The 18,097-nt window shown below is 67.6% G+C and carries 15 protein-coding genes; all 15 read left to right on the forward strand.

What is annotated here, in order from left to right; genetic code table 11:
* Positions 1 to 27: 27 nt before the first annotated feature.
* Positions 28 to 939 carry an ATP phosphoribosyltransferase gene (hisG, locus tag ACZK13_RS09185; RefSeq protein ID WP_032129944.1) on the forward strand — a complete coding sequence of 304 codons (912 nt, stop codon included), beginning with the start codon at positions 28 to 30 and terminating at the stop codon, positions 937 to 939.
* On the forward strand, positions 936 to 2,231 hold the full coding sequence (gene hisD / locus ACZK13_RS09190) for a histidinol dehydrogenase (protein WP_478482469.1): 1,296 nt from the start codon (positions 936 to 938) through the stop codon (positions 2,229 to 2,231). The genes hisG and hisD overlap by 4 nt, the downstream gene beginning before the upstream one ends.
* On the forward strand, positions 2,228 to 3,322 hold the full coding sequence (gene hisC / locus ACZK13_RS09195) for a histidinol-phosphate transaminase (RefSeq protein WP_478482470.1): 1,095 nt from the start codon (positions 2,228 to 2,230) through the stop codon (positions 3,320 to 3,322). The genes hisD and hisC overlap by 4 nt, the downstream gene beginning before the upstream one ends.
* Positions 3,319 to 4,392, forward strand: coding sequence for a bifunctional histidinol-phosphatase/imidazoleglycerol-phosphate dehydratase HisB (hisB, locus tag ACZK13_RS09200; protein ID WP_180847202.1), 1,074 nt, complete (start codon positions 3,319 to 3,321; stop codon positions 4,390 to 4,392). Before hisC ends, hisB begins: the two co-directional genes overlap by 4 nt.
* On the forward strand, positions 4,389 to 4,991 hold the full coding sequence (gene hisH / locus ACZK13_RS09205; RefSeq protein WP_049424731.1) for an imidazole glycerol phosphate synthase subunit HisH: 603 nt from the start codon (positions 4,389 to 4,391) through the stop codon (positions 4,989 to 4,991). Before hisB ends, hisH begins: the two co-directional genes overlap by 4 nt.
* Positions 4,988 to 5,722: a 1-(5-phosphoribosyl)-5-[(5-phosphoribosylamino)methylideneamino]imidazole-4-carboxamide isomerase gene (gene hisA, locus ACZK13_RS09210; RefSeq protein ID WP_125892826.1), complete on the forward strand. Its 735-nt coding sequence runs from the start codon at positions 4,988 to 4,990 to the stop codon at positions 5,720 to 5,722. Before hisH ends, hisA begins: the two co-directional genes overlap by 4 nt.
* Positions 5,716 to 6,492 (forward strand): imidazole glycerol phosphate synthase subunit HisF, encoded by a 777-nt coding sequence (gene hisF, locus ACZK13_RS09215; protein WP_478482471.1) that lies wholly within the window; start codon positions 5,716 to 5,718, stop codon positions 6,490 to 6,492. Before hisA ends, hisF begins: the two co-directional genes overlap by 7 nt.
* Entirely contained in the window at positions 6,482 to 7,102 is a 621-nt protein-coding gene (hisIE, locus tag ACZK13_RS09220; protein WP_478482472.1) for a bifunctional phosphoribosyl-AMP cyclohydrolase/phosphoribosyl-ATP diphosphatase HisIE, read from the forward strand. The genes hisF and hisIE overlap by 11 nt, the downstream gene beginning before the upstream one ends.
* A 154-nt stretch (positions 7,103 to 7,256) precedes the next feature.
* Positions 7,257 to 8,846 carry a calcineurin-like phosphoesterase C-terminal domain-containing protein gene (locus ACZK13_RS09225; protein WP_478482473.1) on the forward strand — a complete coding sequence of 530 codons (1,590 nt, stop codon included), beginning with the start codon at positions 7,257 to 7,259 and terminating at the stop codon, positions 8,844 to 8,846.
* 36 nt (positions 8,847 to 8,882) lie between these two features.
* Positions 8,883 to 9,167 carry a hypothetical protein gene (locus ACZK13_RS09230; RefSeq protein WP_005409434.1) on the forward strand — a complete coding sequence of 95 codons (285 nt, stop codon included), beginning with the start codon at positions 8,883 to 8,885 and terminating at the stop codon, positions 9,165 to 9,167.
* An 84-nt stretch (positions 9,168 to 9,251) separates the two neighbouring features.
* Positions 9,252 to 10,274, forward strand: coding sequence for a glucokinase (locus ACZK13_RS09235; protein ID WP_478445763.1), 1,023 nt, complete (start codon positions 9,252 to 9,254; stop codon positions 10,272 to 10,274).
* A gap of 51 nt (positions 10,275 to 10,325) precedes the next feature.
* Positions 10,326 to 11,324: a glycosylasparaginase gene (locus ACZK13_RS09240; protein ID WP_423162788.1), complete on the forward strand. Its 999-nt coding sequence runs from the start codon at positions 10,326 to 10,328 to the stop codon at positions 11,322 to 11,324.
* Positions 11,321 to 12,052 carry a copper homeostasis protein CutC gene (locus tag ACZK13_RS09245; RefSeq protein ID WP_478482474.1) on the forward strand — a complete coding sequence of 244 codons (732 nt, stop codon included), beginning with the start codon at positions 11,321 to 11,323 and terminating at the stop codon, positions 12,050 to 12,052. Before ACZK13_RS09240 ends, ACZK13_RS09245 begins: the two co-directional genes overlap by 4 nt.
* A gap of 403 nt (positions 12,053 to 12,455) precedes the next feature.
* Positions 12,456 to 15,413 (forward strand): TonB-dependent receptor plug domain-containing protein, encoded by a 2,958-nt coding sequence (locus tag ACZK13_RS09250; protein ID WP_478482475.1) that lies wholly within the window; start codon positions 12,456 to 12,458, stop codon positions 15,411 to 15,413.
* 173 nt (positions 15,414 to 15,586) lie between these two features.
* Positions 15,587 to 18,088, forward strand: a complete 2,502-nt coding sequence (locus tag ACZK13_RS09255; RefSeq protein ID WP_253145917.1) for a heavy metal translocating P-type ATPase — start codon at positions 15,587 to 15,589, stop codon at positions 18,086 to 18,088.
* Positions 18,089 to 18,097: the final 9 nt, after the last annotated feature.

Below are 18,097 nucleotides of genomic sequence, written 5' to 3' on the forward strand. Positions count from 1 at the left end.
CCCGTTCCGAACTTCGAGACCTCCCCCATGAGTGCAACCCAGGCAGCGCCGGCACGAGACCGGTTGCGTATCGCCATCCAGAAGAGTGGCCGGCTGGCCGAACCCGCGCGCAACCTGCTCAGCGCCTGCGGCCTGAGCTGGCGCGAGAGCCGCGACAAGCTGTTCTGCTACGGCGAATCGCTGCCGGTGGACCTGCTGCTGGTGCGCGACGACGACATCCCCGGCCTGATCGCCGACGGCGTCTGCGACCTCGGCATCGTCGGCCGCAACGAGCTGGACGAACAGGCCGCGGCACGCCGTCAGATCGGCCTGCCGGACGCCTACCAGGCGCTGCGCGGGCTGGGCTTCGGCCAGTGCCGGCTGATGCTGGCGGTGCCCGAGGAATGGCAGTGGCAGGGTCCGGCGCAGCTGGCCGGCACCCGCATCGCCACCAGCTACCCGGCCATCCTCAAGCAGTGGCTGGCCGAGCAGGGCGTGGACGCACAGGTGGTCGAGCTGTCCGGTTCGGTGGAAATCGCCCCGCGCCTGGGCACCGCCGACCTGATCTGCGATCTGGTCTCCAGCGGCGCCACCCTGCGCGCCAATCAGCTGACCCCGGTGCACAACCTGCTCGACAGCGAGGCGGTGCTGGCCGGCGCGGTGCGCGCGCCGGATGATGCACGTGCATCGCTGCGCGCGATGCTGCTGCGCCGCCTCGACGGCGTGGTTCAGCGCCAGGACCGCAAGCTGCTGATGTTCCGTGCCAGCGAGGACCGCGTCGACGCGCTGGCGCAGCTGCTGGCCGATGCCGAGCCGTTGGTGCGGTTGCCGGCCGATGGCGGTGCGCTGCGCCTGCAGACCATGTGCCCCGGCCCGCTGAGCTGGCAGCGCATGGAAGAACTCGAGCGCGCGGGTGCGCAGGGCCTGATGGTACTGAGCGTGGAGCGGTCGCTGGCATGAACCGTCTGATCTGGTCCCGACTTGATGAGGCCGCGCGCAGCGCGGCATTGACCCGCCCGGTGCAGACCGTGGCGCAGCAGACCCGTGACGCGGTGGCGGCCCTGATTGCACAGGTGCGCGCGCAGGGCGACGACGCATTGCGTGCGATTACTGCACGTTTCGACCGTGTCGAGCTGGCCTCGTTTGAAGTTTCCGAAGCCGAATTCGCCGCTGCCGAAGCCGCCGTGCCCGCCGAACTGCGACAGGCGATGGTCGAAGCCGCCGAACGCATCGCGCGCTTCCACGCCGCTGGCATGGGCAAAGGCTATGCAGTTGAAACCGCGCCGGGCGTGGTCTGCGAACGCATGTTGCGCCCGATCGGCCGGGTGGGCCTGTACGTACCGGCCGGCAGCGCGCCGTTGCCGTCCACCGCGTTGATGCTGGGCGTTCCGGCGCAGCTGGCCGGCTGCCCGCAGGTGGTGCTGTGCACGCCGCCGCGCGCCGATGGCAGCGCCGATCCGGCAGTGCTGGTGGCCGCGCGCCTGACCGGCGTGCAGCGCGTGTTCAAGCTGGGCGGCGCGCAGGCGATCGCCGCGATGGCCTATGGCACGGCCAGCATTCCGGCCTGCGACAAGCTGTTTGGGCCCGGCAACAGCTTCGTCACCGAAGCCAAGCAGCAGGTCGCACAGGATGGCGCCGCCGCCATCGATATGCCGGCTGGTCCCTCCGAAGTACTGGTGATCGCCGATGCCGGCGCCAATCCGGCGTTCGTTGCCGCCGACCTGCTGTCGCAGGCCGAGCACGGTCCGGATTCGCAGGTACTGCTGCTGACCGACGACCCCGCGATGCTGGCGGCGGTCGAGGCAGAGGTGGAGCGCCAGGTGGCCCTGCTGCCGCGCCAGCAGATCGCGCGACAGGCGTTGTCGGCGTCGCGGCTGATCCAGGTCGATTCGCTGGACGAGGCCTTCGCGATCAGCAACCGCTATGCGCCCGAGCACCTGATCCTGGCCCTGCGCGATCCGCGCGCGTGGCTGGACAAGGTGCAGGCGGCCGGCTCGGTGTTCCTGGGCGATTACACCCCCGAAGCGCTGGGCGACTACTGCAGCGGCACCAATCACGTGCTGCCCACTGCGGGTGCCGCGCGTGCCTACAGCGGCGTCAGCGTGGCCAGCTTCCAGAACCTGATCAGCGTGCAGAGCGCCAGCGCTGCCGGCCTGGCGGCAATCGGCGGCTGCGCACGCATCATCGCCAGCGCCGAAGGCCTGGATGCGCATGAGCGTGCGGTTGCGCTTCGCATGGAGGCGGCGGCATGAACGCGGATATCGATGATGTGCTGGCGCTGGTGCGCCCCGATCTGCAGGCCTTCGCCGGCTACAGTTCGGCGCGCAGCGCGGCGGTGCAGGGCGAGGTCTGGTTGAATGCCAACGAGTCGGCCTGGGCCAATCCGGCTGATGCGGCGGGCAACAGCCGGCGCTATCCGGAACCACAGCCGCTGGCGTTGCGTGAGGGCCTGGCGGCGCTGTACGGCGTGACGCCGCCGCAGCTGCTGATCGGCCGTGGCAGCGACGAAGCCATTGATCTGCTGGTGCGTGCCCTGTGCGTGCCGGGCCGCGATGGCGTGCTGGTCACGCCGCCGGTGTTTGGCATGTACGCGGTCTGCGCGCGCCTGCAGGGCGCCGCACTGATTGAAGTGCCCCTGGTGGATACCGAAGACGGCCTGCGTGCCGATCTGGATGCTGTGATCGATACGGCAAAGTCGCGCAACGCCAAGCTGGTGTTCCTGTGCGCACCGTCCAACCCGGCCGGCAGTGACATCGCCCTGGACGAGATCGAGCGCGTGGCCACTGCTCTGCGTGGGCAGGCGCTGGTGGTGGTGGACGAGGCCTATGTCGAGTATGCGCAGCGCCCGTCAGCGGCCACGCTGCTGGCCGCGCATGCCAACCTGGCGGTGCTGCGCACGCTGTCGAAGGCGCACGCACTTGCGGCCGCGCGCATCGGCACCCTGATCGCCGCGCCGGAACTGATTGCCGTACTGCGGCGCTGCCAGGCGCCGTACCCGGTGCCGACCCCGTGCGCCGAGCTGGCCGTGCAGGCGCTGCAGCCGGCCGCACTGGCACGCACCGCCGAGCGCGTGGCCACGGTCATCGCCGAGCGCGAGCGCCTGTTCGCGGTGCTGCCGGGCCTGCCTGGCGTTCGCCGCGTGTACCGCTCGGCCGGCAACTACCTGCTGGTCCGCTTCGCTGATGTGCAGGCAGCGTTCGACACCTTGCTGGATGCCGGTGTGGTGGTGCGCGACCAGCGCGCCGCGGCGCAGCTGGGTGATGCACTGCGCATCAGTATCGGCAGCCCCGAAGAGAATGACCGCGTGCTTGCGGCCCTGTCGGCGCGGAGGGCCGCAGCATGACACCGATCCTGTTCATCGACCGCGACGGCACCCTCATCGAGGAGCCGTCCGATTTCCAGATCGACGCCTACGAGAAGCTGCGCTTCGTGCCGCAGGTGATTCCGGCGCTGCTGAAGCTGCGCGATGCCGGCTACCAGTTCGTGATCGTCACCAATCAGGATGGCCTCGGCAGCGACAGTTACCCGCGCGCCAGCTTCGATGGCCCCAACGACCTGATGCTGCAGATCTTCGAAAGCCAGGGCATCACCTTCCGTGACGTGCTGATCGACTGCAGCTGGCCGCAGGACAAGGCGCCGACCCGCAAGCCGGGCATCGGCTTGATGACAGGCTACCTGCAGGACCGCAGCATCGACTGGGCGCGTTCGGGCATGGTTGGTGACCGCATCACCGACCTGCAGTTCGCCGACAACCTCAACATCCGTGGCTTCCAGCTGCGCACCGAACAGTTCGGTGGCGAGTGGGACTGGCCGGGCATCGCCCACGCACTGGCCGACGCGCCACGCACCGCGGTGGTCCAGCGCAACACCAAGGAGACGAAGATCCGCGTTGAACTGGATCTGGACCGTGCCGGTGATGCGCGCATCGCCACCGGACTGCCGTTCTTCGACCACATGCTGGAACAGATCGGCAAGCACGGCGGGTTCGCGCTGGACATCCAGGCCGAAGGCGACCTGCACATCGACGAGCACCACACCATTGAGGACACCGGGCTGGCGCTGGGTCAGGCCCTGCGCGAGGCGCTGGGCGACAAGCGCGGCATCGGCCGCTACGGCTTCACCCTGCCGATGGACGAGACCCTGGCCAGCGCTGCGCTGGATTTCAGCGGCCGCCCCTATTTCGTGTTCGAGGGCGAGTTCAAGCGTGAGCGCGTGGGCGATATGCCGACCGAGCTGGTGCCGCACTTCTTCCGTTCGCTGTGCGATGCCAGCGGCCTGAACCTCAACCTGCAGGTTCGCGGCGACAACGACCACCACAAGGTCGAGGCCTGCTTCAAGGCACTGGCGCGCGCACTGCGCCCGGCATTGGCCCGCCAGGGCACGGCACTGCCGAGTACCAAGGGGGCGTTGTGAGTGACGTCGCGCTGATTGATGCCGGTGGTGCCAACCTGGGCTCGGTGCGCTACGCATTGGAGCGCCTGGGTGCAACGGTGCGGTTGGTGCGTGATGCCGATGGCCTGGTCGGTGCGCAGCGGGTGATCCTGCCCGGCGTCGGCGCCGCTGGTCCCGGCATGCAGCGCCTGCATGCGCAGGGTCTGGTGGAACCATTGCAGCGGCTGGAAGTGCCGTTGATGGGCATCTGTCTGGGCATGCAGCTTCTGTTCGAGCGCTCCGAAGAGGCCGGCGTAGAAGCGCTGGGACTGATTCCCGGCGTGGTGCGCAAGCTGGTGCCGGCCTGCGGCATCCGTGTGCCGCACATGGGCTGGAACCGCCTGCTCCCGCTGCGCGAATCGCTGCTGCTGCAAGGCGTGCCGGAGCGCGCCAGCGCCTACTTCGTGCACAGCTATGCGGCGCCACTCAATACCCACACTGTTGCTGCCTGCGACCACGGTGGCCTGTTCACTGCCGTGGTGGAGCAGGGGCGTTACTACGGCGCACAGTTCCACCCCGAGCGCTCCGGTGAGACCGGTTCGCTGATGCTGCGCAACTTCCTCGAGGGCACTGCTGCATGAGTTTCATCGTCTACCCCGCGCTGGATATCCGCGACGGCCGCGTGGTGCGGTTGCGCCAGGGTGACTACGCGCAGGAAACCTCGTATGGCGACGATCCGCTGCCGCGTGCACAGGCCTTCGCTGCGCAGGGCGCGCAGTGGATGCATCTGGTCGACCTGGACGCTGCGCGTGCCGGTGGCTACACCCTTGCGGCACTGCTGGCGTCGATCCGTGCGCAGACGCCGCTGCAGGTGCAGACCGGCGGTGGCGTGCGCGGCCGCGACGACGTGGCGCGCATCCTCGATGCCGGCGCCGGCCGCGTGGTGGTGGGTTCGCTGGCAGTACGCCGCCCCGACGACGTGGTCGGCTGGCTGGAAGAGTTCGGTGCCGAGCGCATCACCATCGCGCTGGATGCCCGCCAGGATGCCCAGGGCCAATGGCAGCTGCCGGTGCACGGCTGGACCGAGAACGCCGGCGTGACCCTGGATGACCTGGCCCAGCGTTATGCGCGTGCCGGCATGCGCCACCTGTTGTGCACCGACATCGCCCGCGACGGCATGCTGGCCGGGCCCAACATCAGCCTCTACCAGCACCTGTCGGCGCTGCTGCCGGGCGTGGCCGTGCAGGCCTCCGGCGGTATCCGTGACGTGGCCGATGTGACAGAAGCCCGTGCCGCAGGTTGCGGCGGTGCGATCCTCGGCAAGGCGCTGCTGGAGCAGCGCATGGACCTGGCGGAGGCGCTGGCATGTTGAGCCGACGCATCATTCCGTGCCTGGACGTGCGCGATGGTCGCGTGGTCAAGGGCGTGCGCTTCCGCGACCACGTCGACATGGGCGACATCGCCGAACTGGCCCAGCGCTATCGCGACCAGGGCGCCGACGAGCTGGTGTTCTATGACATCGGTGCCAGCCCCGAAGCGCGTTCGGTGGACGTCGCCTGGATCGAGCGCATCGCACGCCTGATCGATATTCCGTTCTGCGTGGCCGGTGGCATCGACAGCGTGGAAACCGCGCGCCGCGTGCTGTTCGCCGGTGCCGACAAGGTGTCGATCAACTCGCCGGCGCTGGGTCGCCCGGAGCTGATCACCGAGCTGGCAGACGAGTTTGGCGTGCAGTGCGTGGTGGTCGGTGTCGATTCGGTGCGCGAGGCGGATGGCCAGTGGCGGGTTCGCCGTTTCAGTGGCGACCCGGACAAGACCCAAGCGGTGGCGCTGCGCACGCTGGACTGGATTGTCGAAGCACAACGGCGTGGCGCAGGCGAGATCGTGCTGAACTGCATGGACAGCGATGGTGTGCGCCGTGGCTACGATGTCGCGCAGCTGCAGCAGGCGCGGGCACTGTGCCAGGTGCCGCTGATCGCCTCCGGCGGTGCCGGTGCGATGGAGCACTTCGGCGAGGCCTTCGACCAGGCCGATGTCGACGGCGCGTTGGCGGCCAGTGTGTTCCACAGCGGCGCCATCGCCATTCCAGAATTGAAGCGCTACCTGCGCGGACAGCAGATCGAGGTGCGGGATGTCTATTGAAGTGAAGCCATCACTGGATGCACTGCAGGCGCTGGACTGGGGCAAGGGCGAAGGCCTGTTGCCGGCGGTGGTGCAGGATGCCGACACCCTGCAGGTGTTGATGCTGGGCTATGTCAGTGCCGAGTCGCTGGCGGCCACGCTGGCCATCGGTCACATGACCTTCTTCAGCCGCAGCAAGCAGCGGTTGTGGACCAAGGGCGAGCAGTCCGGCAACGTGCTGGTGGTGCAGTCGATCAGTGTCGACTGCGATGCCGACACGTTGCTGGTGATGGCACGCCCGGCGGGGCCAACCTGCCACACCGGCGCCGAGAGCTGTTTCGACCATGCGCCGAAGGACTTCCTGGGCGGGCTGGGCCAGCTGGTGGCGATGCGTGAGGTACAGCGCCCGCCAGGCAGCTACACCACCAGCCTGTTCGAGGGCGGCATCCGCCGCATCGCGCAGAAGGTGGGCGAGGAGGGCGTGGAGACGGCGCTGGCGGCGGTGGCACAGGACGACGAGGCGTTGCTGGGCGAGGCCTCGGACCTGCTGTATCACCTGCTGGTGCTGCTGCGCGCGCGCGGGTTGTCGCTGGATGATGCGCGGGCGGTGCTGGAAAAGCGCCATCGTTGAGGAACGGTAGTGCCGGCCTCTGGCCGGCAACCTCATGATCGTCGGGCATCGGCTGGATGCCGGCCAGCGGCCGGCACTACCGGCAATGCGCCACCGCGTGCGCGATGTCATCAACGGAATCTACAATAGGCGGTCTTTCTTTCCCGGACCGCCCATGAAACTGCCTGCCGCCTGGCTGTGCTGCCTGTTGCTGACCTCGCCGGCCTGGGCCGCGGACACCGTGGTCAGCGGCAAGGTCTACCTGGAGCGCGACGGCAAATCCGGGCGCGGTGCGACCGATCCGGGCCTGGCCGGGGTGCAGGTCTCCAACGGCGAGGCCATCGTCAAGACCGCCGCCGACGGCAGCTACAGCCTGCCGGTGCGCGACGGCCAGACCGTATTTGTGATCAAGCCTGATGCGTACGCCTTCCCGAAGGCCACCGACGGCCTGCCTTCGTTCTGGCGCCACTACCGCCCGAACGGTTCACCGGCACTGAAGTACGGTGGCATCGCCGCGACCAGCGACGTCACCCGCAACTGGGATTTCGCCCTGCAGTCGGATCGCCATGACAGCCGCCGTGGTTTCCAGATGCTGGTGTTCACCGATTCGCAGACCGCCAGCCTGAAGGACATCGGCTACTACCAGCAGTCGATCGTGGCGCCGCTGGTTGGCCAGACCAGGGCGCGCATGGGCACCACCCTGGGCGACATCGTCAACGACGACCTGGCCCTGTACCCGGCGATCAACAAGGTCACTACCCAGCTTGGCGTGCCGTGGTTCCACGTGCCGGGCAACCACGACCTCGACTTCGATGCGGCCAGCGATGAGCATTCGCTGGACAGCTGGCGCAACATCTACGGCCCGGACACCTACGCGGTGGAAGAGGGCGGCGCCAGTTTCGTGTTCCTGGACGACGTGGTGTATGACCCCAAGGCTAAGCCGAAGTATGTCGGTGGCCTGCGCGAAGACCAGTTCGCTTTCCTCGCCAGCTACCTGAAGGGCCTGCACAAGGACCGCCTGCTGGTGCTGGGCATGCACATCCCGCTGTTCGACGCGGCGCCGGGGCGCGAGACCTTCCGTCACGCCGACCGCCAGCGCCTGTTCGACCTGCTGAAGGACTTCCGCAACGTGCTGGTGCTCAGCGGCCACAGCCACACCCAGCAGCACGTCTACCACGGCAAGGCCGAGGGCTGGAACGGCGACAAGCCGCTGCACGAATACAACGTCGGTGCCAACTGCGGTGCGTTCTGGTCGGGCGTGAAGAATGCCGCCGGCGTGCCGGACAGCACCATGAGCGATGGCACGCCGAAGGGTTATGCGCTGCTCGACGTGGCTGGCAATGGCAGCTACAAGCTGCAGTACCGCGTGGCCGGCCAACCGGCCAGTGAGCAGATCGGCCTGCATGCCCCCAAGGTGCTGCGCCAGGGCGCCTACCCGGCGTGGGGTGTCTACGCCAATGTCTACATGGGTGAGGATGCCAGCGTGGTCGAGTACCGCGTGGATGGCGGCGCCTGGCAGCCGATGAAGCAGGTCAGCCAGCCCGATCCGCGCTTGATGGTGGAGAATGTGGCCGACGATCTTGCAAACAATCTGCGAGGCTACGACCGCTCGCCGGAGGCCACTGCATCGCCGCACCTGTGGCGTGGCGCGCTGCCGACCGATCTGGCGGTGGGCAACCACAAGGTCGAGGTACGCTCCACCCAGCCTGATGGTGCAGTGTTCACCGCCACCACCAGCTACAGCCTGCAGACTGCCCAGCCCTGATCCAGGGCGCCGCTGCCCAACGCGAAAGGACCCCGCATGGATATCCGCTTCATGGCCGGCACCACGCCGGTGACGCTGAGCCGCCACTGGTTCACCGGCGCGATGCTGCTGCAGAGCGCCACCGAGAAGGTCTGGGTGCAGCACCCGCTGCATCCGGGCACCCACTTCTCGTTCTCGCTGGTACAGTCGTGGCTGCGTCACATCGCCGGCCACGAAGTGCTGGTCGAGCGCACCCGGCCGCTGCTGTTTGCCGGCTTCCGCCCGCAGCGCCTGCGCGTGCTGGTGGATGGTGTGCAGGTGGCCGAACAGGAAGGCATGTAGGCCAACCTGAACCATCGGCGTGCTAGGCAAAGCCGCCCCGATGCCTGAGAATCGGGGCGATTCAATCGATCCAAGCAGGCCAGCGTGACCATCGCAGCAGCGTCCCCGGTTTCCACCGACTCCGCCCGCGGCGGTCTTCCGCGCAGTCTCGTTGTCGCCGATGTCGGCGGCACCTTCGCCCGTCTGGCCTTGGCTGAGACCCAACCCGGCCAGGCGCCGCTGCTGGGCAGCCATCGCACCTATGCCTGCGCCGAGCACCCCAGCCTGGCCGCGATCCTGGCCGATTTCACCGCTGGTCTCGGCCAGCCGGTGCAGACCGCAGTGGTGGCCATCGCCGGTCTGCTCGATGGCGATGTGCTGATCAATGCCAACCTGCCGTGGACGGTCTCGCTGTCGACCACGCGCGAACAGTCCGGCCTGCGCGAACTGCAGCTGATCAATGATTTCGAAGCGGTGGCGCTGGCCATCCCGTACCTGCAGCCGGAAACCCTGGTGCCGCTGAACGGCGACGCCGATCCAGCCCAGGCCTTCCCGGCGCTGGTGCTGGGTGCCGGTACCGGCCTGGGTGCCGCGCTGCGTTTCGCCGATGGCGAGCGCCCGGTGCTGGCCAGCGAGATCGGCCATGCCGCGCTCGGCGCCGGCAACGCGCTGGAACTGCAGGTGCTGGGCAAGCTGCTGCAGCGCTGGCCGCACGTGGACAACGAGCGCGTGCTGTCCGGTAGTGGCCTGATGAACCTGTACCCGTGCCTGTGCGAACTGCGCGGTGTCACCCCGGTGTGGACCAGCACCGAGGCGCTGATTGGCGCCGCGCGTAGCGGCGAGGATGCACTGGCGGTGGAAACGCTGCAGGTGTTCTGTGCCTGGCTGGGCAGCCTGGCCGGCGACGCGGCGATCGCCGTCGGCGCGCGCTCGGTGTATCTGGCCGGGGGCATTTCCGCGCATGTGCAGGATTTCCTGGCCGATGGCCGCTTCCGTGAGCGATTCCTCAACAAGGGTGTGCTGACCGAAGTGCTGCGCCAGGTACCGGTGTGGCGGGTGGAGCACGGCCAGCTGGGTGTGCTCGGTGCAGCGGTCTGGCACGCAGCGCGGCAACCCACGCACGACTGATCGGCAGGGCCGGCATCGGGCCGGCCATGCATTGCAGACTGGGAGGGGACGATGGTGGATCGCAGGCAGTTCCTGCAGGCCGGTGCACTGGCCGCAGGCATGGCGGCATTGCCGGGCGTGCAGGCGCGCACGCAGGGTGGGGCCAGGGTGGTTTCGACCTGGGACTTCGGCGTACCGGCCAACCAGGCCGCATGGAAGGTGCTGGCGCAGGGCGGCAGCGCGCTGGATGCGGTCGAAGCTGGCGCACGCTGGGCCGAGAGCGAGTTGTGCAACCCCACCGTCGGCCATTGCGGCAATCCGGATCGCGACGGCGTGCTGAGCCTGGACGCCAGCATCATGGACGGCGATGGCCGCTGTGGTGCGGTGGCGGCGCTGGTCGACATCCTGCATCCGGTGTCGGTCGCCCGCAAAGTGATGGAAAACAGCCCGCATGTGTTGCTGGTGGGCGAGGGCGCGCAGCAGTTCGCGGTGCAGCAGGGCTTCGAACGCAAGCACCTGCTGACGCCGCAGGCCGAAGCCGCCTGGCGCGAGTGGCTGAAGACCGAGAAGTACCAGCCGCAGATCAATGCCGAGCGCCGCGGTATTCCCGGCAACAGCGACAACCACGACACCATCGGCATGCTGGCACTGGATGCCAAGGGCCACCTGGCCGGTGCCTGCACCACCAGCGGCATGGCCTGGAAACTGCACGGTCGCGTTGGCGACAGTCCGATCATCGGTGCCGGCCTGTACGTCGACAACGACGTGGGCGCGGCCACTGCTTCGGGCGTGGGTGAAGAGATGATCCGCAACGCCGCCTCGTTCCTGGTGGTCGAGCTGATGCGCCAGGGGCGCTCGCCGGCGCAGGCCTGCCGCGAAGCGATCGACCGCGTGGTGCGCAAGCGCCCGGAAGCGAGCAAGACACTGCAGGTCTGCTTCCTGGCCATGAACAAGCAGGGCGAGGTCGGCGCTTACGCGCTGCATCGCGGCTTTGTCTACGCGGTCTGCGATGGGCAGCGCCAGGATGACCTGCGCGACTCGCCATCGATCTACACGAGCACCCAGACGTGAGCACGCGGCTCACCCTGGAGATCGCCAGCAATTCGCTGGCATCGGCGCTGGCCGCGCAGGCCGGCGGTGCCGACCGCATCGAGCTGTTCGACAACCTGGCCGAAGGCGGCACCACACCGTCGTTCGCCAGCATTGCGATTGCCCGCGAACGCCTGTCGATTCCGCTGTTCGTGCTGGTGCGGCCGCGCCCGGGCGACTTCCACTACGACGGGCTGGAAGCCGAACTGATGCTGCGTGACATCGCGCAGTGCCGCGCACTGGGCTGCGATGGCGTGGTGATCGGCGCGCTGGATGTACAGGGCGGGATCGACGTGGCGCTGTGCCGCGAGCTGGTGCAGGCTGCCGGGCCGTTGCAGGTGACCTTCCATCGCGCCTTCGATGCCGCCCGCGATCTGCCCGCCGCGCTGGAGCAGGCGATCGGGCTGGGCTGCCAGCGCGTGCTGACCTCGGGCGGTCAGGTCAGTGCCGAGGCGGGTGCCGATGTGCTGGCAGGCCTCGTTACCCAGGCAGCAGGCCGCATTACGGTGATGGCTGGTGCCGGATTGGCACCGGGCAACATCGCTACCGTGGCAAGGCAGACCGGCTGCACCGAACTGCACGCCTCGGCCAAGGGCCTGCGGCGCTCGGCCATGCAGTTCCAGAACCCGGCTTTGCGAGGGCTGGACCCGGACTGGAGCCAGACCGCCACCGCCACCGTAGCCGCGCTGCGGCAGGCGCTGGACGCCTGATCGCAAGCCCCGGGTCGGATCCCTTCGCAGAAGGGCTCTGACTCCATCTGGATGCAGTCGGGTCAGGGCCCCTCCTTGAGGGGATCCGACCCCGTATGCCGGCCCGCCACGGACAAAATAGTTCCGCGCACGATTGTCGCGATCGTGTCATCGACGTGTGCGCCGTCTTCTCAGCGATGTTTCGCAACCCGTTGATTGTTTTGGATACCTGCAGCCGATAACGGCATTGCGCCAGGTGTTGCTGCGTCGCCGCATGCCCGGCGTGGTTCAGCTGTGCTTTAGTTTGGATCGATCCACAGGGGAGGGCGCCGTATCGGTCTTGAACCGATCCAGGTGCCCGGATCAGCCGTAGTGCCGCGCCACCACCCGTCCGTGCGTCCACACTTTCGAAGAGCAACCACCCATGGCTCAGATCGTCCGCAAGCGTCGTCACCTGCTGTCCCAGGCCCTGGTCCTGGCCCTGTTGCCCCTGGCGGCCAGCGCGCAGGAGGCCGCCAGTTCGTCCACCAAGGATCTCGACGCGGTCACCGTCACCGGTTCGCGCATCAAGCGCGCCAGCGTTGAAGGCCCGGCGCCGGTCAACGTGATCACCGCCGCACAGATCCAGAAGGAAGGCTTCGTCAGCGTTTACGACGCACTGAAGACGCTCACTGAAGCCACCGGTACCGTCGAGGCGGCCTCGCAGTGGGGTTCGCACACGCCCAATGCCAGCGGCCTGAACCTGCGCGGGATGGGCCCGAACCGTTCGCTGCTGCTGGTCAACGGGCGTCGCGTAGCGGACTACCCGCTGCCCTACGGCGGCGAAACCAACTTCTCCAACTACGGCAACATTCCCGCTGCCGCGGTGGAGCGCATCGAAGTGCTGACCGGTGGCGCCTCGGCCATCTATGGCTCGGATGCGATCGCCGGCGTGGTCAACGTCATCCTGAAGACGAACTACGACGGCGACGAAGTGCGCGTGCGCGGCGGCACCTCCACCGAAGGCGGTCGCGATACCTGGGATCTGTCCTGGGCCGGCGGCAGGACCGGCGACAACTGGAGCGTGACCTACGCGCTGCAGTACACCAAGCGCGATCCGCTGTTCGGCCGTGACCGTCCGCAGATGGACGATGCCGACGATGCGCCGTACCCGTCCTGGAACATGGAACAACGCAAGGTCGGCTTCCGTCCCACCGCCGGCCTGGCGCTGATCGATCCCACCACCGGCCAGCGCCTGGCGCCGCCCACCGGTACCTGCGAGAAGTTCGATGGCGAGTACTACACCGCCGATCGCCTGGTCTACAACTACGCCGCCAACACCATCACCAACACCGGCCGCCTGTGCGGCATGAGCGCCGACTACGCCAACTGGCTGCTCACCGGCGGTGCCGAGAACGTGTCCGGCAACCTGTATGCCACCTTCGATTTCAGCAACGACCTGCAGGCCTGGACCAACCTGGCGGTATACCGTTCCGAAGCGATCTGGGGCACCAATCCGCCCGGCGTGTCGCTGATCGACGATGACAACGGCTACTACTGGGATGCCAACCGCAACCGCCCGATCCTCGGCGTGCGCCAGTTCACGCCGAACGAGGTGGGCGGCCTGGATACGCTGCGTAACACCAACCGCGAACTGTCCTGGGACTGGAGTGTGGGCCTGCGTGGTCGCCTGGCCGATCGCTTCGACTGGAGCGCCACGGTGGGGCGTTCCTACTACCGCGTTGAAGAGCGGCAGAACGTGGTCGACAAGCAGAAGTCGTACGACTATTTCCTCGGCCCGAAGCTGGGCACTACCGCCGACGGCGAGGCGATCTATGCGTTGAACGAATCGCGCTGGTGGAACCCGCTGACGCCGGATCAGTACTGGCAGATGGGCACCGTGGCGAATAACCGTGCGTCCTCATGGGTCAATCAGGCTTCGGCGGATATCACCGGCGAGTTGTTCCAGGGCTGGGCCGGCCCGATCTCGTTCGCGGCGGTGGCCGAGGTTGCGCAGCAGGGCTATCACCTCAGTCCCGATCCGCGCGCCGGCATCGATTTCGACCTGCAGAACGTCGATCGCGGTGGCGGCGAGCGTACCCGCTATTCGGCCGGCGTCGAGTTCAAGATCCCGCTGCTGGAAAGCGTGACCGCCACTGCGGCCGCGCGCTATGACCGCTATGGCAGCTACAAGGCTGACAACAGCGGCGAAGCGCTGGACATCGGCAGCCAGAAGGAGACCACCTGGAATGTCGGCCTGGAATGGCGCCCGGTGGAGTCGCTGCTGGTGCGCGGCTCCTATGCCACCAGCTTCCATGCGCCGGACATGCACTACCTGCTGGGCCAGCCGAGCAGCTCCGAAGTGCAGACCTATGACCGCCTGCGCTGCATCCAGAGCGGCGCGTACCTGGTCAACAACTGTGGCGTGGGCAATACCGATGTCTGGTACACGTTCGATGTGAACCGGCGTGGCACGCCGCTGCTGCGCTCGGAGACCGGTGATTCGTGGACGGTCGGTTTCGTCTGGGACGTGATGCCCAATCTCTCGGTCAGTGCCGACTACTGGGCAATCAAGCTGGAAGACATGATCGTCGACGTTGGCGCCGACGAGGTGCTGGCCAGCGAAGCGGGCTGCCTGACCGGCAAGAACATGGACGGTACGCCGTGGGCCAATCCGGCCGGTGGCGAGTACTGCGCCGGCATCCTGGCCCGCGTGAACCGTGACAGCAACGGCCGCCTGGTATCGATCGAGCGCGGCCCGTTCAACCTGGCCAGCCGCGAAGTGCGCGGCATCGACCTGACCGCGCGCTATCGCCTGGAAACCGCGCAGTGGGGCAGCTTCCAGCTCGGCCTGAACTACACCAACCAGATCTCAACCAAGGAACAGCGTTACGCCAACGATCCGAACCCGGAGCGTCGTGACCGTGACCTGCGCAGCAAGCTGCGCGCGAGCCTGGCCTGGCAGCGTGGCAATTGGAATGCCAATGTCTATGCCGATCGCATCGGTTCGGTGCCGGGCGTGCGCTACCACTGGGGCACCGATCGCCTGAACAATCCTGGCGGCTGCCTGCCGTTCGCCGATGGTTACGTGCCCAGCGACAGCCCGTCGCTCAACTGCCTGGAGCCGGCGACGCGTCCGGACGGCTCGCCGAATCCGAATCCCAACGCCGGCCAGCAGACGGCGCGCTACTACGGGCGGGTCGGGCCGTTCATCACCTGGAACTTCAACGTGGGCTACCAGGTGACCGAGCACGCCAAGGTCAACGTCTACGTCAACAACGCGTTCAACTCGGCCAGCTGGAACCACAAGGACCCGTACAAGCTGGACTACGATTTCGCCCCGACCCGCCTGCTCGGCGCGGTTGGCCGCGAGTTCGCGTTGGAGTACGTGTTCACCTTCTGAGGCGGACAGCGGGGGCGTCGGGCCTTGATCCGCAAGGCGCCCCCGTCCGCCCGGTAGATCCACGCCATGCGTGGATGAATCCCTTCATGAACCCCGGGGTGGCTGGATTTGACCTTCCCACGATGGCAAGGTTTAGCCTGTCCGCATCCAGAAGGAACCCCGGGAATCCGATCATGAGCACGCCCCGCGCCACTGCAGTCCCCGCAAGCCCGTCCACCATCAGCCTGCCCATCGAGGGCATGACCTGCGCCAGCTGCGTCGGCCGTGTCGAAGCGGCGCTGTCCAAGGTCGAGGGCGTCGGCAGTGTTTCGGTCAATCTGGCCACCGAGCGCGCGGATATCCGCCCGTCCGGTCCGGTCGATCGCGCCGCGCTGATCCAGGCGGTGGAGCGGGTGGGCTATGACGTGCCGGCCGGCACCATCGAGCTGGCAGTGGAAGGCATGACCTGTGCCTCCTGCGTCGGTCGCGTCGAGCGCGCGCTGCTGGCGGTACCGGGCGTCAGCCAGGCCAGCGTCAACCTGGCCACCGAACGCGCCACGGTGCGCGGCGTGGCCGCTGTGGATGCGCTGGTAGCGGCCATCGACAAGGTCGGTTATGCCGCCCATGCCATCGAAGCGGGCGTTCAGTCCGATGACGAAGCGGCGGAAAAGAAGGATGCCGAGCGCGCCGAACTGAAGCGCGACCTGATCGTGGCCACCGCACTTGCACTTCCGGTGTTCGTGCTGGAAATGGGGTCGCACCTGATTCCCGGCATGCACGAATGGGTGATGGCCACCCTCGGCATGCAGACCAGCTGGTACCTGCAGTTCGTACTGACCCTGCTGGTGCTGGCCATTCCCGGCCGCCGTTTCTACCAGAAGGGTTTCCCGGCACTGCTGCGGCTGGCGCCGGACATGAACTCGCTGGTGGCGGTGGGTACCGCCGCAGCGTTCGGTTACTCGGTGGTGGCGACCTTTGCACCGCGGTTGCTACCGCCGGGCACGGTGAACGTCTACTACGAAGCAGCGGCGGTGATCGTCGCGCTGATCCTGCTCGGCCGCTTCCTTGAGGCGCGCGCGAAGGGCCGTACCTCGGAGGCGATCAAGCGCCTGGTCAACCTGCAGGCCAAGGTCGCGCATGTGATCCGTGACGGCCGCACGATCGAGATCCCGGTCAACGAGGTTCTGAGCGGCGATGTGGTGGAAGTGCGCCCGGGCGAGCGCGTGCCGGTCGATGGCGAGGTGATCGAGGGGCGCAGCTACATCGACGAGTCGATGATCAGTGGCGAACCGATTCCGGTCGAGAAGCAGCCGGGCAGCAGCGTGGTCGGCGGCACGGTCAACCAGAAAGGTGCATTGACCGTGCGTGCCACGGCGGTGGGCGCGCAGACCATGCTGGCGCAGATCATCCGCATGGTCGAACAGGCACAGGGCTCGAAGCTGCCGATCCAGGCGGTGGTCGACAAGGTTACCCTGTGGTTCGTGCCGGCGGTGATGCTGGCCGCACTGGCGACCTTCGCGGTCTGGTTGATCTTCGGCCCATCGCCGGCGCTGAGCTTCGCGCTGGTCAATGCGGTGGCGGTACTGATCATCGCCTGCCCGTGTGCAATGGGTCTGGCCACGCCGACGTCGATCATGGTCGGTACCGGCCGTGGCGCCGAAATGGGCGTGCTGTTCCGCAAGGGTGAAGCACTGCAGTTGCTGAAGGACGCGCAGGTGGTGGCGGTGGACAAGACCGGCACGCTGACCGAAGGCCGCCCGCGCCTGACCGACCTGGAGATCGCCGACGGCTTCGATCGCGCCACGGTACTGGCCGCGGTTGCTACCGTGGAGTCACGTTCGGAGCATCCGATCGCCCGTGCCATTGTCGATGCAGCCACCGAGCAGGGCCTCGCATTGCCGGCCATGGTCGACTTCGAATCGGTCACCGGTATGGGTGTACGCGCCAGCGTGGAGGGTGCGCGTGTGGAGGTCGGCGCCGATCGTTTCATGCGCGATCTTGGCGTGGATATCACCGCGTTTGCAGCGCTGGCGGCCGAACTCGGCGCGCAGGGCAAGTCGCCGTTGTACGCGGCCATCGATGGACGCCTGGCAGCGATCATCGCAGTATCCGATCCGATCAAGCCGAGCACGCCGGCCGCGATCGCGGCACTGCACCAGCTGGGCCTGAAGGTGGCGATGATCACCGGCGACAATGCCGGCACCGCGCAGGCGATCGCACGCCAGCTGGGTATCGATGAAGTCGTTGCCGAGGTGCTGCCGGAAGGCAAGGTCGAAGCGGTGCGTCGCTTGAAGGCCACGCACGGCCATGTCGCCTTCGTTGGTGACGGCATCAACGATGCGCCGGCGCTGGCCGAGGCCGATGTCGGCCTGGCGATCGGGACCGGCACCGATATCGCGGTGGAGTCGGCCGATGTGGTGCTGATGTCGGGCAACCTGCAGGGCGTGCCGAATGCCATCGCGCTGTCGAAGGCAACGCTGGGCAACATCCGGCAGAACCTGTTCTGGGCCTTTGCCTACAACACCGCGCTGATTCCGGTGGCTGCCGGCGTGCTGTACCCGGTCTGGGGCGTGCTGCTGTCGCCGGTGTTCGCCGCCGGTGCGATGGCGCTGTCCAGCGTGTTCGTGCTGGGCAACGCGCTGCGCCTGCGCCGCTTCCAGGCGCCGATGGCGGATACCCCCGCCGCGAGCCACTGAAGGAGAACC

It is taken from the genome of Stenotrophomonas sp. 99219_Sma (assembly GCF_056480785.1).

Coding starts and splice junctions, on each gene's coding strand:
- hisF (WP_478482471.1), top strand. CDS start 5,716: ATGTTGAGCCGACGCATCATTCCGTGCCTGGACGTGCGCGATGGTCGC.
- hisC (WP_478482470.1), top strand. CDS start 2,228: ATGAACGCGGATATCGATGATGTGCTGGCGCTGGTGCGCCCCGATCTG.
- hisD (WP_478482469.1), top strand. CDS start 936: ATGAACCGTCTGATCTGGTCCCGACTTGATGAGGCCGCGCGCAGCGCG.
- hisIE (WP_478482472.1), top strand. CDS start 6,482: ATGTCTATTGAAGTGAAGCCATCACTGGATGCACTGCAGGCGCTGGAC.
- hisA (WP_125892826.1), top strand. CDS start 4,988: ATGAGTTTCATCGTCTACCCCGCGCTGGATATCCGCGACGGCCGCGTG.
- hisG (WP_032129944.1), top strand. CDS start 28: ATGAGTGCAACCCAGGCAGCGCCGGCACGAGACCGGTTGCGTATCGCC.
- ACZK13_RS09255 (WP_253145917.1), top strand. CDS start 15,587: ATGAGCACGCCCCGCGCCACTGCAGTCCCCGCAAGCCCGTCCACCATC.
- ACZK13_RS09225 (WP_478482473.1), top strand. CDS start 7,257: ATGAAACTGCCTGCCGCCTGGCTGTGCTGCCTGTTGCTGACCTCGCCG.
- ACZK13_RS09230 (WP_005409434.1), top strand. CDS start 8,883: ATGGATATCCGCTTCATGGCCGGCACCACGCCGGTGACGCTGAGCCGC.
- ACZK13_RS09240 (WP_423162788.1), top strand. CDS start 10,326: ATGGTGGATCGCAGGCAGTTCCTGCAGGCCGGTGCACTGGCCGCAGGC.
- hisB (WP_180847202.1), top strand. CDS start 3,319: ATGACACCGATCCTGTTCATCGACCGCGACGGCACCCTCATCGAGGAG.
- ACZK13_RS09250 (WP_478482475.1), top strand. CDS start 12,456: ATGGCTCAGATCGTCCGCAAGCGTCGTCACCTGCTGTCCCAGGCCCTG.